At 70.9% G+C, this 14,191-nt stretch carries 14 protein-coding genes; 7 read left to right on the forward strand and 7 right to left on the reverse strand.

Features of this window, described 5'->3' with window-relative positions:
* Positions 1 to 16 precede the first annotated feature (16 nt).
* Both AB0M02_RS11635 and AB0M02_RS11640 read right to left on the reverse strand, forming a co-directional pair.
* A complete protein-coding gene (locus AB0M02_RS11635) occupies positions 17 to 1,948 on the reverse strand; it encodes an ABC transporter ATP-binding protein (protein WP_364226044.1) in 1,932 nt (643 codons plus the stop codon).
* Between the two features lie 2 nt (positions 1,949 to 1,950).
* The gene (locus tag AB0M02_RS11640; RefSeq protein WP_364224822.1) at positions 1,951 to 3,705 is read right to left on the reverse strand and encodes an ABC transporter ATP-binding protein; all 1,755 of its coding nucleotides are present in this window, start codon (positions 3,703 to 3,705) and stop codon (positions 1,951 to 1,953) included.
* A 104-nt stretch (positions 3,706 to 3,809) separates the two neighbouring features.
* On the opposite strand from AB0M02_RS11640, the gene AB0M02_RS11645 reads away from it, so the two are divergent.
* Complete coding sequence (locus tag AB0M02_RS11645) at positions 3,810 to 4,748, forward strand: lamin tail domain-containing protein (protein WP_364224824.1); 939 nt, start codon at positions 3,810 to 3,812, stop codon at positions 4,746 to 4,748.
* Here AB0M02_RS11645 and AB0M02_RS11650 read toward each other — a convergent pair.
* The 4 genes from AB0M02_RS11650 to AB0M02_RS11665 form a co-directional block, all read right to left on the reverse strand.
* A complete protein-coding gene (locus tag AB0M02_RS11650; protein WP_364224826.1) occupies positions 4,739 to 5,350 on the reverse strand; it encodes a thymidine kinase in 612 nt (203 codons plus the stop codon). The two genes, AB0M02_RS11645 and AB0M02_RS11650, sit on opposite strands and share 10 nt — an antisense overlap.
* A 96-nt stretch (positions 5,351 to 5,446) precedes the next feature.
* Complete coding sequence (locus AB0M02_RS11655; protein WP_364224828.1) at positions 5,447 to 6,814, reverse strand: NAD(P)/FAD-dependent oxidoreductase; 1,368 nt, start codon at positions 6,812 to 6,814, stop codon at positions 5,447 to 5,449.
* Between the two features lie 79 nt (positions 6,815 to 6,893).
* On the reverse strand, positions 6,894 to 7,295 hold the full coding sequence (locus AB0M02_RS11660) for a MarR family winged helix-turn-helix transcriptional regulator (protein WP_364224830.1): 402 nt from the start codon (positions 7,293 to 7,295) through the stop codon (positions 6,894 to 6,896).
* Complete coding sequence (locus AB0M02_RS11665) at positions 7,292 to 8,155, reverse strand: alpha/beta hydrolase (RefSeq protein ID WP_364224832.1); 864 nt, start codon at positions 8,153 to 8,155, stop codon at positions 7,292 to 7,294. The genes AB0M02_RS11660 and AB0M02_RS11665 overlap by 4 nt, the downstream gene beginning before the upstream one ends.
* Before the next feature lie 23 nt (positions 8,156 to 8,178).
* On the opposite strand from AB0M02_RS11665, the gene AB0M02_RS11670 reads away from it, so the two are divergent.
* The gene (locus tag AB0M02_RS11670) at positions 8,179 to 8,520 is read left to right on the forward strand and encodes an L-rhamnose mutarotase (RefSeq protein ID WP_364224834.1); all 342 of its coding nucleotides are present in this window, start codon (positions 8,179 to 8,181) and stop codon (positions 8,518 to 8,520) included.
* A 6-nt stretch (positions 8,521 to 8,526) separates the two neighbouring features.
* Here AB0M02_RS11670 and AB0M02_RS11675 read toward each other — a convergent pair whose 3' ends face one another.
* Positions 8,527 to 9,339, reverse strand: a complete 813-nt coding sequence (locus tag AB0M02_RS11675) for a PaaX family transcriptional regulator C-terminal domain-containing protein (protein WP_364224836.1) — start codon at positions 9,337 to 9,339, stop codon at positions 8,527 to 8,529.
* Positions 9,340 to 9,434: 95 nt separating this feature from the next.
* Between AB0M02_RS11675 and AB0M02_RS11680 the strand changes: the two genes are divergently transcribed.
* The 5 genes from AB0M02_RS11680 to AB0M02_RS11700 are packed head-to-tail and all read left to right on the forward strand — an operon-like array spanning position 9,435 to position 13,909.
* Complete coding sequence (locus tag AB0M02_RS11680; RefSeq protein ID WP_364224838.1) at positions 9,435 to 10,610, forward strand: ABC transporter substrate-binding protein; 1,176 nt, start codon at positions 9,435 to 9,437, stop codon at positions 10,608 to 10,610.
* Positions 10,610 to 11,422, forward strand: a complete 813-nt coding sequence (locus AB0M02_RS11685) for an ABC transporter ATP-binding protein (protein ID WP_364224840.1) — start codon at positions 10,610 to 10,612, stop codon at positions 11,420 to 11,422. Before AB0M02_RS11680 ends, AB0M02_RS11685 begins: the two co-directional genes overlap by 1 nt.
* Entirely contained in the window at positions 11,419 to 12,102 is a 684-nt protein-coding gene (locus tag AB0M02_RS11690) for an ABC transporter ATP-binding protein (RefSeq protein ID WP_364224842.1), read from the forward strand. The genes AB0M02_RS11685 and AB0M02_RS11690 overlap by 4 nt, the downstream gene beginning before the upstream one ends.
* The gene (locus AB0M02_RS11695; protein WP_364224844.1) at positions 12,099 to 12,959 is read left to right on the forward strand and encodes a branched-chain amino acid ABC transporter permease; all 861 of its coding nucleotides are present in this window, start codon (positions 12,099 to 12,101) and stop codon (positions 12,957 to 12,959) included. The genes AB0M02_RS11690 and AB0M02_RS11695 overlap by 4 nt, the downstream gene beginning before the upstream one ends.
* The gene (locus AB0M02_RS11700) at positions 12,956 to 13,909 is read left to right on the forward strand and encodes a branched-chain amino acid ABC transporter permease (RefSeq protein WP_364224846.1); all 954 of its coding nucleotides are present in this window, start codon (positions 12,956 to 12,958) and stop codon (positions 13,907 to 13,909) included. The genes AB0M02_RS11695 and AB0M02_RS11700 overlap by 4 nt, the downstream gene beginning before the upstream one ends.
* Positions 13,910 to 14,191 lie beyond the last annotated feature (282 nt).

Genomic DNA, 14,191 nt, shown 5'->3' on the forward strand with positions numbered 1-14,191 from the left:
TGTCCGGGGTGGACGGTCAAGGAAGTGTCGTCGATTCCCAAGTCGCGTACATGGTGGCATAACGGCCATTGAGTGCGATCAGTTCGTGATGGCTGCCGGACTCGACGATGGTGCCGTCGTCGACGACGATCACGCGGTCGGCGCGGCGGGCGGTGGAGAGGCGGTGGGCGACCAGGATCGCGGTGCGGCCTTCGAGGAGGCGCTGAACGGCAGCCTCGACGCGGAGTTCGGAGCGCAGGTCGAGGCTGGAGGTGGCCTCGTCGAGCACGACCACTCGGGGCTCGGCCACGAACACGCGGGCCAGGGCGATCAGCTGTCGCTCGCCGGAGGAAACCGACTGGCCACGCTCGTGCAGGGTCGCGTGCAGGCCGGCGGGGGAGCGCTCGACCAGGTCGCGCAGGCCGACCGCGTCGACGGCTTTCCAGACCTCGTCGTCGGTGGCGTCCGGGCGGGCGAACGCGATGTTGTCGCGAAGGGTGCCGGCGAACAGGAACGGCTCCTGCGGGACCACGCCGATCTGGCGGTGCAGCGAGTCGAGCGTGACGTCGCGCAGGTCGTGGCCGTCGATCAGAACGCGACCGCTGTCCGGGTCATACAGCCGGGCGACCAGCTTGGCCAGTGTCGACTTTCCGGCACCGGTCGGCCCCACGCACGCGATCGTTTCGCCGGGTGAGATCTCCAGACTCACATCTTTCAAGATCAAACGCTCTTTATCGTACGCGAAAAAGGTCCTTTGAAGCTCGATGGCACCGCTGGCCGGCGGCAGGGTGATGGCCCCGGGCCTCTCCCGGACCCCCGGTCTGGTGGCCAGCAGGCCACGCAGTTTGCCGAGCGCGGCGCGGGCCTGCTGATAGTTGGTGTAGAGCTGGACGAGCTGCTGGACCGGCTGGAAGAACGCGTTGAGGTAGAGAACAAAAGCGGTCAGCTCACCGATCGTGAGGGTGCCGCGCAGCACCATCCGCCCGCCGATCAGCAGCAGTGCGGCGAGCCCGAGCAGGCCGATCACCGAGGTGCCGGGACCGTAGATCGCGTTGATCTTCCCGGTGTGGTCGTTGGCGTCGCGGTAACCGCCCACCACCTCGCGGTGCTCGATCACGTTGCGGTCCTGGCGGTTGTGCGCGGTGATCACCCGGACGCCGTAGAGGCTCTCGGTGAGGTGCGAGAAGAGCGCGGCGATCGTGTCGCGCTGCCGGTTGTAGCCGACGTCGGCCGCGCGCCGGAACCAGAGGGTGAGCAGCAGCAGCGGCGGCACGACCAGCAGCAGGGTGATCGCGGCGAGGGTGGCGCTGTAGTGCACCAGCACCGCGGTGACCACGACCATGGTCAGGCCGTGGATGAGGAACTGGGCGAAACCCTCCTGGAGCAGGTGCTGCAGCGCCTCGATGTCCGAGGTCATCCGGGTCATCGTGACCCCGGCCTTCTCGTTGGTGTAGAAGTCCAGGCTCAGCCGTTGCAGGTGGGCGAAGACGCGGACGCGCAGGTCGCGGGTGGAGTACGCGGCCAGCCGCCCACTGGCCCGGATGCGCACACCGGAGGCGAGCGCGGTGAGCCCGACCGAGAGCAGGAACGCGACCGCCGCACCGACCAGTACGGCCACGTCGCGCGCCATGATCCCGTGGTCGATGCCGATCTGGACGAGGTACGGCCCGGACTGCAGCAGCAGCGCCTCGACGAGCACCGCGAACGCCGCCGCGGCCAGGACGCCGGGCCGCCCGGAGAGCAGCGACCAGAGGGTGAGCCGCGCCCGGTCCGGCTGCTGGGTGAAGGGCTCGCCGGGCGCGGGGTGCACCGGTTCGGTGGCCTCGAGCCGGGCCACGCCGGCGACGAGTTCCGCGGGGACGCCGGTGAACGGGGTGCCGCCCTGCCGTTTCGCGCCGGTGCCGCCCATCCCGCCGATCGCCCCGGACCCGGGCCCGCCGCCCGGACCGCCGAAGCCGCCGCCGAACATGCTCACGCGTTCACCCCCGCCGCCAGAACCCGGGCGTATCGCGGCTCGCCGGCGAGCAGACTTTCGTGGGTGCCGTCGGCCACCACGCGCCCGTTCTCGATCAGGACGACGCGGTCGGCGAGGCCGATGGTCGCGAGCCGGTGCGCGACCATGATCGTGGTGCGGCCCGTCATCAGGCCGCGCAGGGCCTCGTGGATCTCGTGCTCGACGCGTACGTCGACCGCGCTCGTGGCGTCGTCGAGGATCAGCACCGGCGGGTTGACCAGCAGCGCTCGGGCGATCGCCACCCGCTGCCGCTGCCCGCCGGAGAGGGTGTAGCCGCGTTCGCCGACGACCGTGTCGTACCCCTCGGGGAGGTCCTGGATGAACTCGTGCGCGCCCGCGGCGACCGCTGCGGTGACCACCTCCTCGCGGGTCGCCGCCGGATGACCGAAAGCGATGTTCTCGTGCAGGGAGACGGAGAACAGGAACGGCTCGTCCGGCACGATCCCGACGCGGTCCCGCAGGGTCTCCAGGGGGTAGTCGCGCACGTCGACGCCGTCGAGCAGCACCCGCCCGGCGCCGGTGTCGTAGAAGCGCGCGGCCAGCCGGGCGATCGTGGATTTTCCGCTGCCGGTGGAGCCGACGAGGGCGACCGTCTCGCCGGCTCGGACATGCAGGTCCAGACTGTCGAGGGCGGGGGTTCCGTCCGGGTAGGCGAAGTGCACCGCTTCGAAGCTGATGTCGCCCCTTTTCTCCGGCGTAACGGGATTCTCCGGATCCAGGATCTCCGGGGCTCTGTCCAGGATGTCGTAGACGCGGTGCGCGGACGCTGCCGCCCGCTGGCCCATCATGATGATCATGCCGAGCATCCGGAACGGCGGCTGGAGCATGAGCACGTAGGAGTTGAACGCCACGATCGTGCCGACCGTCGCCTCCCCGTCGAGCACCATCAGGCCGCCCAGGAGCAGGACCAGCGCGAGCCCGAGCCGCGGCAGGTTGTCCATCACCGGCATCCACCGGCTGCGGATCCGGGCGTCGGTGGCGTACGCCCACCGGACCCGGTCGGCGGCCCGGGCCAGGGCGTTCACCTGCTGCTGCTCGGCCGCGAACGACTTGACGATCCGTACCCCCTGGATGTTCTCGTCGACCACGGTGGCGACGCCCGCCAGGCGGGCCTGGATCAGCCACGAGACCGGGAAGATCGCCTTGCGCATCCGGACGCCGAGGAACGCGATCACCGGCATGGTCGCCATGGCCACGACGGCGAGTGGCGCGTTGATCGAGAGCATCAGGGCGAACGCGATGCCGGCGATCGTGCACTGGACCAGGATCGACGGGCCGAACGCCAGGTACATCTGCACGGCCCGGATGTCGGAGGTGGCGCGGGAGAGCAGTTCACCGGACTGGACGCGGTCGTAGAAGGCGTACGGCATCCGCATCAGATGGGCGAAGACAATGTTGCGTAGGTCGTACTCCATCTCGTAGGCCGTACGCAGAAGGTAGAGCCGGGCCAGCAGGTTGATCACGCCCTGGACGACGGCGAGGACGGCGATCAGCCACACGTACTTCGCGAGAGGTTCGGTGCGGGCCACGAGCGCCTCGTCGATGCCGACGCGGACCAGGTCGGGGATCTGCACCTGGACGATCAGCCCGATGAAGCTCAGCGTGAGCGACGTGATCAGCAGCGCCCGGTGGGCGCGGACGAGCGGCCAGGCGCGCCGTAGCCAACTCTTCGAGCGATCGGGGGAGATGCCCGCTTTCGGGGCTCTGCGCATGCGTGCGTCCTTCCGCCGGCTCCTTAGCCTAGCTAACAAACTCAGGACCGGGAAACGTCTCTGTTTCCCTCACGTCGGCCCAGGTCACTGCCGATCGGCGCGGCATGTTCCGCCGCCTCGTCACCGCAGCCACGGCCGCCGTGCTCTCACTGACCGGACTCGCCGCCCCGGCGCAGGCCGCCACCGCCGCCTGCTCGGCGACCGCGGGCAGCCCGCGCTGCCAGGTCTGGACCGGGAAGGTGTCCTGGGTCGCCGACGGTGACACGCTGCGCGTCGACCTCGCCGGTGACGGCACCACGGAGCTCAAGTCGATCCGAGTGCTCGGCATCCAGGCCATGGAGCAGTCGAAGTACTCACCGAAGCCGGCGAACCGGCGCGGCGACTGTCACGCGCTGGCGGCGACGGCGCGGGTCGAGCAGCTGGTCAAGGCCGGTGGCGGCACCGTGCGGATCACCTCGATCAGCGCGGCCAGCCGGAGCGGGGACCGGCCGCTCCGCTCGGTGGCCGTCAAGATCAATGGCAGGTGGCAGGACATCGGGCTCGACCTGGTACGCCGGGGTCACGCACTGTGGCTGCCGTTCGCCGGGGAGTGGGCCTGGGACGAGGCGTACCGGGCCGCCGCGCAGCAGGCCGCGCGGGAGAAGCGGGCGCTCTACGACACCGACACCTGCGGCGTGGGCCCGGCCCAGACGGCCGGCCTGACCCTGCGGGTCAACTACGACCCGGACGGCGTCGATCAGCAGAACCTCAACGGCGAGTGGTTCCAGATCACCAATCCGTCGGCGAGCGCCGTCTCGCTGGCCGGCTGGTGGGTACGCGACTCCGGCCTGCGCCGCTACACGTTCCCGGCCGGGACCGTGGTGCCCGCGGACGGTGCCGTGTACGTCCACGTCGGCAAGGGTTCCGCCACCGCCACCGACCACTACTGGGGTCTCACCCAGCCGATCTTCACGAACGTGGACCCGGCGGCACACGCGTACGGTGACGGCGGCTACCTCTTCGACCCGCAGGGCGACCTGCGCGCCTGGATGATCTATCCCTGATCCGGGCCGGGGTCGCCCTCACGCCAGTGCCGGCGGCACAGCACCCGGTAGGTCACCTCGGCCGCCGTGTCCCCGATGTCGCCGACCGCGACCTGAGCGCCGAACCGGGCCACCGTGCCGTCCTCGATCCGCGCGTTCTGCCGGCCCGGCCGGCCGCACCAGCAGGTCACCTCGACCTGCAGCGACACGGTGTGGTCGGCCAGCTCGAACAGCCGCTGCGAACCCGGGAACAGCTGCGACCGGAAGTCGGTCGCGATCGCGTAGCAGTCCACGTCGACACAGAGCTCGTCGACCGCCCAGGCCAGCTGCTCGACCTGCTCGATGTTGAGGAACTGCGCCTCGTCGACGATGACGAACCCGCCCGCCGGCACCTCCGAGGCGATCAGCGCGACCAGGTCGGTCGCGTCGATCACCTCGATGGCGTCGGCCATCACACCCAGCCGCGACGACAGCACCCCGGCTCCCGCGCGGTCCATGCTGGTCAGCAGGACGCCGGGCCGTCCCGCCTGCCGCCGGTTGTACGCGTTCTGCAGCGCCAGCGTCGACTTGCCGGCACCCATGCTGCCGTGGAAGAGCGTCAGCTCGTGGAAGACCGGCGCCATGGTCCGCTGGCGGGGAACGACTGGGGTGGTGACCGGTAGCAAAGCGGGCCTTTCTCAGAACCTCCGTGGGCCGCTACACGCTACCTGGCCCGATCATCACCGGACGGGCTGTCCTGATCCACCGCTCGTCTCGTCCGCTGCTCGCCGGAACGGGTCGCCGTAGGCCCGGATCGCCTGACGGGCGAACGCCTGCTGCTGGGTGGCCACCCGTTCGGAGCGCCCTCGGCCCAGGAAGCTGACCGCCCAGTGCAGCACCGCGGTCACCCGGTTCTTGAAACCGACCAGGTAGAAAAGGTGCACCGCCACCCACACCACCCAGGCCGGGAAGCCGGACAGGTGCAGTTTGCCGATGCTCGCCACCGCCGAGAACCGGGAGATCGTGGCCAGGCTGCCCTTGTCGAAGTACCGGAACGGCTGCCCGGTCTCCTTACCGCCGAGCCGGCGCTTGATCTGGTCGGCGGCGTGCCGCCCGCTCTGAATCGCGACCTGCGCCACACCGGGCAGCGGCCGGCCGTCCTGGTCGGCCAGGTTCATCATGTCGCCGAGCACGAAGATCTCCGGGTGGCCGGGCAGCGAGGTGTCCTTCTCCACCTGGATCCGGCCGGCCCGGTCGGTCTTGGTGCCGGTCGCGTCGGCCAGCTTCCGCGCCAGCGGGGGAGCGGCCACGCCGGCCGCCCACACCTTGGTCATCGAGCCGATCCGCTCGCGGCCCTCCGGCGACTCCACCTCGATGCCGGTCGCGTCGACGCCGACCACCTTGGTGTTCACCTTGACCTCGACGCCGATCTTCGCGAGCTGCTTCTCGGCGCGGGCGGAGAGCCGGTCGCCGAACGTGTTGAGCACCGCGCCGACCGCGTCGACCAGGATGATCCGCGCCTGGTGCGGGTCGATGCGCCTGTACTGCCCCGGCAGGGTCCGGTGCGCCAGCTCGGCGATCTGCCCGGCCATCTCGGTGCCCGTCGGGCCCGCGCCGACCACCACGAACGTGAGCCAGCGCTCGATCGTCTCCGGGTCGCTGTGCAGGTCGGCCACCTCGAACGCGCCGAAGATCCGGGCGCGCAGCTCCAGGGCGTCGTCGACGCTCTTCATGCCCGGCGCGTGGTCGGCGAACTCGTCGTTGCCGAAATACGACTGGGAGGCGCCGGCGGCGACGATCAGCGTGTCGTACTCCACGGTGTAGTCGATGCCCGGCCCGGCGACCGACACGACCTTCGCCTCGACATCGACGTCGGTCACCCAGCCGAGCCGCACGTCCACGTTCTTCTGGCGTTTGAGCACCTCGCGGATCGGCGGCGCGATCTCGCCCTCGGACAGGATGCCGGTGGCGACCTGGTAGAGCAGCGGCTGGAACAGGTGGTACGCGGTCCCGTTGATCAGGGTGATGTCGACCTCCGCCCGGCGCAGTGCCTTGATGGCGAAGAGCCCGCCGAAACCGGCTCCCACGACGACCACACGATGACGCATGTCCCACTCCTGACGATCCGGGGGCACCCACGAACCACCTTGATATGCCCAGCGCCGGAAGGGAAGAACGTGTGACCAGTCATATGGTCCCGGCGTGAACGAGCCACCGCTCGACGGTGCGCAACTCCTCCTCCGTGAAGCCGTCCGTCAGGTGGGCGTTGAGGTCGCGGACCACGACGCGGGCGGTGGCCACGGCCTCGTGACCGAGCGGTGTCAGCCTCAGCCGGACCGCGCGGGCGTCGGCCGGATCCGGTGACTTCACTACGAATCCGCCCTTCTCCAGGCGGCTGATCAGCCCGCTCACCCCGGAGGCCGACGCGCCGAGAGCCGCCGTGACGTCGCCGACCAGAGCGTCGTCGTGCGCGGCCAGGTGGAAGAGCACGCCCGCGCCCGCGGCACCGATGCCCGAGTCGCCGGCGCGGGCGTCGATCCAGCGGCGGATCGAGCGCTCCGCGCTCAGCAGGGCGAAGACGAGCCTCACCCTTGGGCCCGCTTGCTCAGCCAGGTGACCACTTCCGGCCAGAGCGTTTCGCGTACGCCACTCCGAAGGAATCCGTGGTGCCCGATCCTGGCCACGCCGCCGTCGGCGGGGGTGTAGGTCCGCCGCTCCACAGTGGCCGCGGTGAGGTGACCCGTCAGCATGTCGATCTGCGCCGGCGTGGCCCACGGGTCGTCGGAGAAGCCGAGCGCGAGGACCGGCTGGGTGACCCTGGCCGCCCGCTCGCTCGCCCGCATCGCCGGGTCGTCGAAGAAGTAGCGCGGCAGCCGTGCCCACCCGCCCCACTGGTTCATGGCCGCGGCCGGGATGTCCTCGCCCAGGCCCAGGCGGCGGGCCGGGACGTAACCGAGGGCCGCACCGAGCGCGGGCCCGAGCAGGTGCAGCATGAGCCGGACCCGGAACCGCTCGGCCCGGTCCGGAATCGCCTTGACCGTGCCGGCGTGCGAGGCGAGCAGCAGGAAGCCGGCCAGCCCGGCGGTGCCGTTGCCCAGGGACAGCGCGTGCCCGCCCAGGCTGTGCCCGATCGCCAGGTGCGGCACGCCGGGGAAGCGCTCGGCGGCCCAGCCGGCGACGGCCGGGACGTCACCCTCCATCCAGTCGCGCATGCCGAGGTGGCGGTGGGCGCGCGGCGAGCCGGAGCCGCCGGTGCCCCGGTAGTCGTAGGTGACCGTGGCGATCCCGTTCTCCGCCAGGAAGCTCGCGAAATTCGCGTAGAACCGCTCGGGTGTCGCCGTCGCCGGATGGATGACGAGCGCGGCGTGCGGCTCGCCCGCCGGCTCCCACAGGGTCCCGGCGACGACGCCGCCGCCCTCCACCGGTATCTGGATCCTGCTATTTCGCATGCGAAATAAAGTAGCATGGCCGCATGACCCACGTCTGTTTCACGCTTCAGGTCGACCCGGCGAAGCTCGATGCCTACCGGGAGGCGCACGCCGCCGTCTGGCCCGAGATGCTGGCGGCGCTCGCCGCGACCGGCTGGCGGAACTACCGGCTCTTCCTGCGCGGCGACGGGCTGCTGGTCGGCACGCTGGAGACCGACGACTTCGCCGCGGCGCAGGAGGCGATGGCCCGCACCGAGGTGAACGCGCGCTGGCAGGCCGCGATGGCCGAGTTCTTCCCCACGCTCGGCGAGGCCCGCCCGGACGAGGGGATGCTCGTGCTCGACCAGGTCTTCCACCTCGAGGAGCAGCTCGCCGCCGCGCGCTGACCGGGGTCAGGCCGCCTGCTCGTCCGGTCGCAGGTCGAGCAGGCCGTCGGCGATCTCCCGGGACGGCGTCAGGTAGGACGCCTCCAGCTCCCGGAACAACTTCTGCGCGCGGACGGCGGGCCAGCCGGGTGGCAGGTGCTCGACCGGCAGGCGCGGGTCGCGGCGGATCGCGCCGAGCCACTCGGTGATCAGGCTGAGGCGGGCGGCGAGCGGGTCGGCGAGCGGCGCCGGGCCGTCCCAGCGGGCCAGGAACTCCTCGTAGTGGGCGGCGAGAGCGCCGAGATCGTACGCGTCCCGCACCATGCCGCCGATGTCGGTGAGCTCGTCGGCGCGCGCGTGGAACACCCGCGCGTGCGCCGACAGCCCCAGCCCGGTGACGATGTCCTGGGCCGGCACGTCGCCCGGCGCGATCCACAGACCGCCCTGCAGCGGCCCGAACCCGGCCCACGCCAGCTGGGAGCGCAGGTCGTGCCGTTGCCGCTGCCACGACTCCGGCAGCGAGAAGCAGAGCAGCGTCCAGCTGCCGTCCCACCGGTCGTTGACCGCGCCGGTCTCCCAGATCCGGGCCCGGCCGTCGTGCAGGATCGCGGTCGAGCGGGCGGTCAGCCCGAAGTACATCTTCCGGCCGTGCCTCTGCCGGCGCAGCAGACCCCGGTTGACCATGCGGGCCAGCGTGGACCGGGTGGCGTGCGAGGAGATGCCGAGCCGGTCCAGGGCGTCGATCGCGCTGCCCGAGAAGAGGCAGACGCCGCGGTCCAGCACGAAATCCCCGAACAGCATGAGCATCAGCGTCTGCGGGCGTAACGCGTCGTTCGGCATGCGGATAATGTTAGGCAACTTGTTGACGGCTGTGTAGAGAACGCCTAACTTCGATGTTCTGTAACGCCTCGGTAATCTGCTGAGGAGGGGAAATCGTGCGCAGAACCGGGCTCCTGTTCCTGACACTCACCCTCGCGATAACGACCGCCGCCTGCGGGGACGACAGCAGCGGCGGCACTGATCAGAGCGAACCCATCCGGATCGGGCAGATCGTCTCGCTCACCGGCAACTACTCACCGCTCGGCACCGAGAACCAGAAGTCCGTCGCCCTCGCCGTCGACAGGATCAACAGCGCCGGCGGCATCGGCGGCCGGACGATCGAGCTGACCGTCCGCGACGACAAGAGCCTTCCCGACCAGGCCGTGCTGGCCTTCAACGAGCTCAAGGGCGACTCCGACGCGATCATCGGCTCACCGTTCAGCAACTCGGCGCTGGCCACCGTGCCGCTCGTCGACCGGGAGGAGATTCCCTACATCTCGCTCACCCCCGCCGACGAGCAGGTCAAACCCGTTCATCCGTACGTCTTCGTGGTCCCGGCACTGTCCGGCACCTACGCCGAGGCCGCCCTGCAGTACTTCCAGGCGAGCAAACTGACGAAGGTCGCGCTCGCGTACGACACCAAGAGCAGCTACGCGGTCGCCGGTGCGAAGGGCCTGCAGGCCAAGGCCGGGCAGTACGGGGTGACCGTCGACCCGATCGAGGAGTTCCAGACCACGGCCACCGAGTTCGGCGCCGTGTTCACCCACGTGCGCTCCTCCGACGCGCAGGCCCTGATGGTGTGGGCCACCGGAGCGCCCGCTGTCGCCCTCACCAAGCAGTACGCGGTGTCCGGCCTGGACATCCCGCTGATGCTCACCGGTGCCCAGGCCAGCAAGCTGTTCCTGGACCCGGCCGGGCCGGCCGCCGAGGGCGCGGTCATCGCCAGCTCGGTCGGCGTGGTCGGCGAACACCTGCCCGCCGGCGAACTGAAGACCGCGGTCGACGAGCTGACCACCGCCTTCACCCAGAAGTACGGGTACCCGCCGCCCCAGTTCGCCCAGGACGGATGGAGCGGCGTGAAACTGCTGGCGGCCGCGATCGAGAAGGCCGGCGGCACCGACCGGGCGAAGGTCCGCGACAGCCTGGAGGGGCTGACACTGACCACACCCAACGGGACCTACAAGTACTCGGCCACCGACCACTCCGGACTCACCACCGACTTCATCTCGATCAACACGATCGAGGGTGGCAAGTTCGTCCCCACGGACTTCTCCCTGGCGAAGTTCAAGTGATGCTGGCCGTCGACGGGGTGTCCCGGGCATTCGGGGGCGTTTTCGCCGTACACAAGGTGAATTTGACCGTCCCGAAGGGTGAGTTGCGCGCCGTGATCGGGCCCAACGGCGCCGGCAAATCCACGCTCTTCGCCCTGATCGGCGGCCAGCTGGCCCCGCACGCGGGCAGCGTGCACCTCGACGACGTCCGCATCGACCGCCTCGCCGCGCACCGCCGGGCCCGCCTGGGCGTCGGCGTGGTCTTCCAGGCGGCCCGGATCTTCCCCGGGATGACCGCTCTGGACAACGTGATGGTCGGCGCGCACGCCACCACGCGCGCCGGCTTCGTGACCGGCGCGCTGCGGCTGCCCGCCCACTTCCGAGAGGAGAGACTGATCCGTTCCCGGGCGCTGGAGTGCCTGGAGAGGGTCGGCATCGCGGACTGGGCTGACCGGCCCGCCGAGGCGTTGCCGCTCGGCCAGCAGCGCGCGTTGCAGCTGGCCAGGGCGTTGTGTGGGCAACCTCGGCTGCTGCTCCTGGACGAGCCGGCGTCGGGGTTGCGGGCGGGGGAGCGCGAGCGGCTGGCGGCGCTGATCGGGGAGCTGCGCGCGGAGGGGCTGACGATGCTGCTGGTCGAGCACGACGTGGGGTTCGTGATGCGACTGGCCGATCGGGTGACCGTCCTTGATCTGGGCCGGGTGATCGCCGAGGGAACGGCGGCGGAGGTGCGGGCGGATCCACGGGTGATCGCCGCCTATCTCGGCGGCGCCGCCGCTCCCACTTCTGCCTCCGCTCCGGGTGGGTCCGCCGGTCCGGAAGGGGCCGGCGGGTGAGCGCGGTCGTGGAGGTGTCCGAGCTGACGGTTCGGTACTCGGGTGCCACCGCGCTCGACGGGGTCTCCCTGTTCGTGGGGGAGGGAGAGCTCGTCGCGCTGATCGGGGCGAACGGGGCGGGGAAGTCGACGCTCGTGAAGGCGCTGTCCGGTTTGGTTCGGGCGGAGTCCGGCACGGTCGACGTCCGGGGGCGGCTGGCGCAGGTGCCGGAAGGGCGGGAGATGTTCGGTGATCTCACCGTCGACGACAACCTGCGGCTCGGCGGGTGGCGCAACGGGCGGAAAGGGCGGGACACCGGAGCGATCTACGAGCTGTTGCCGGATCTCGGGCCGCTGCGGGGGCGGCGGGCCGGCGCGCTGTCCGGTGGGCAGCAGCAGATGGTCGCCATCGGTCGCGCGCTGATGGGACGGCCGGACGTCCTGGTGATCGACGAACTCAGCCTGGGACTGGCGCCGCTGATCGTGGAGGTGCTGGTGGAGCATCTGCGCGAGCTGCACGCGTCGCGGGGACTGGCGGTGCTGTTGATCGAGCAGAACGCGCGGCTGGCTCTTGAGCTGTGTGAACGGGCGTATGTGCTGGAGGCGGGACGGGTCGCCCTGAGCGGGCCGGCGTCGGAGCTGGCCCGGGACTCGCGCGTCGCGGCGGCCTATCTCGGCGGGCACGTGGCGGTGAACCCGTGAGCGACCTCCTCGGTTATCTGATCACCGGGCTCGGGCTGGGGGCGGGGTTCGCGCTGGTCGCGAGCGGGCTCGTGGCGATCTACCGGGTCACGCGGGTGGTCAACTTCGCGCAGGGCTCGTTCGCGGTGCTGGCGGCCATGCTCACCTCGTCGTTGCTGGGGGCGGGGCTGCCGCACGGGGTGGCGGAACTCGGCGGGGTGGCACTCGGGGCGGTGGCCGGTCTCGTAGTGGGCGTCATCGCGATCGGGAGACCCGGTACCACCCCCGGGACATCACTCATCGTGACGCTGGGGTTGGGCGTTTTTGCGTACGCTGTAGAGATTTTGATCTGGGGAGATCAACCACGCTCCTACCCGGGCGTGCCCGGCGTGGCCTCGTTGGCAGGTGCCCGGCTTCAGGCCCACTACCTGCTGATAATCGCCGTCACGGTGCCCGTCTTCGCCGGCCTCGCGTGGTTCTTCACCCGCACGGACCTCGGAAAAGCCCTCTCCGCCTGCGCCTCCAACCGCTATGCGGCCCAGGTCGTCGGCATCGATGTGCGCCGGATGGGACTGCTGGCGTTCACTCTCGGTGGTGCTCTGGGCGGGCTCGCGGGCGTGCTGACGACGCCCGTGCAGCAGGTGACGTTCGACAGCGACGTGGCGCTGATCGTCAACGGCTTCGCGGCGGCGGTCCTCGGCGGGCTGAGCCGCCCGGTCGTCGCGCTGGCCGGCGGCCTCCTGCTGGGAGTCGCGCAAACCCTCGTCGCCGGCTACGGCGGGGGCGCCTATCAGGTGGAGGTAGCCCTCGTGCTGATGCTCACCGTCATGATCATCCAGGCCGCCCGCACGGGCCCGGTCCTGGAGGCCGCCCGATGAGACGCTGGGCCCTGCTCATCGCGGCGGCGGCGACCCTGGCACTCCCACCACTTCTGCCGGAGCGCCATCTCGCGACGTTCGTGCTGCTCACCCTCGCTGCGACGGTCACCGTCGGTGTTTCCCTGCTGATGGGGTACGCCGGACAGGTCTCGCTGGGCCAGGCGTCCTTCTACGCGATCGGCGCGTACTCGGCCGGACTGCTGGCCGTGCACGGAACCCCACCGGTCCTGGGACTGGTCGCAGCACCCGTGATCGCCGCGGTGGCGGCCGTCCTTCTCGGTGCGCCCCTGCTGCGCCTGCGGGGCCATCACCTGGCGTTCGCCACACTCGCGGTCCAGTTGATCCTCCTGTCGGTACTGGCCCAGGCGGACTGGGCGGGCGGCGCGATCGGCCTCCAGGGCATCCCCCGGTTCTCCATCGCCGGCTTCGAGTTGCGGGACGATCTCGGCTACGCCTACATCGCCTGCGCCGTCCTCTTCCTGGCCGTCCTGATCTCCCGCAACGTGGTCTCCTCCCGCGCCGGCCGCGGCCTGCGCGCCGCCGGCGGAAGCGAGGTGGCCGCGGCAGCGAGCGGCGTCCCGATCGGCGGCTACCGGCTGGCGGTGTTCGCCCTTTCCGCGGCCCTGGCCGGCCTGGCAGGCGGTGTATACGCCTTTTACCTGGGTTATCTGGCCCCGGGCTCGTTCCCGGTACTCCTCTCCATCGAATACGTGGTCATGGCCGTTGTAGGCGGCCTCGGCACCATCGCGGGCCCCCTGGTCGGCGCCGCGGTAATCGTGCTGATCATCCAAATCCTCAACACCCTCGGCACCCAACCCGGCATGCCGGACTACGCCCCGAGCGTCCTGTCCTACGCGGTCTACGCACTACTTCTGGTCGTCTGCGTCCTGTACCTACCCCGCGGCCTCGTCCCATCCCTCCGAACCACCTTCACCCGCCCGCCCCGCTGACCACCGTCGCCGCGCGACCCGGGGGCGGGCGTCCGTGCACTGACGTCTCCCCGGGCGGGCCGGCGGTGGCGTCACTCCGCGCTGGCCGTGCGGTGGCGTCTCCCGCGCTGGCCGCGCGGGCTTGCGGTGGCGTCTCCCCGCGCTGGCCGTGCGGTGGCGTCTCCCGCGCTGGCCGCGCGGGCTTGCGGTGGCGTCTCCCCGCGCCGGCCGTGCGGTGGCGTCTCCCGCGCCGGCCGCGCGGGCTTGCTGCGGCGTCTCCCGCGCCGGCCGTGCCGTGCCGTC

This window comes from Actinoplanes sp. NPDC051861, from assembly GCF_040681145.1.
Lineage (GTDB): Bacteria > Actinomycetota > Actinomycetes > Mycobacteriales > Micromonosporaceae > Actinoplanes.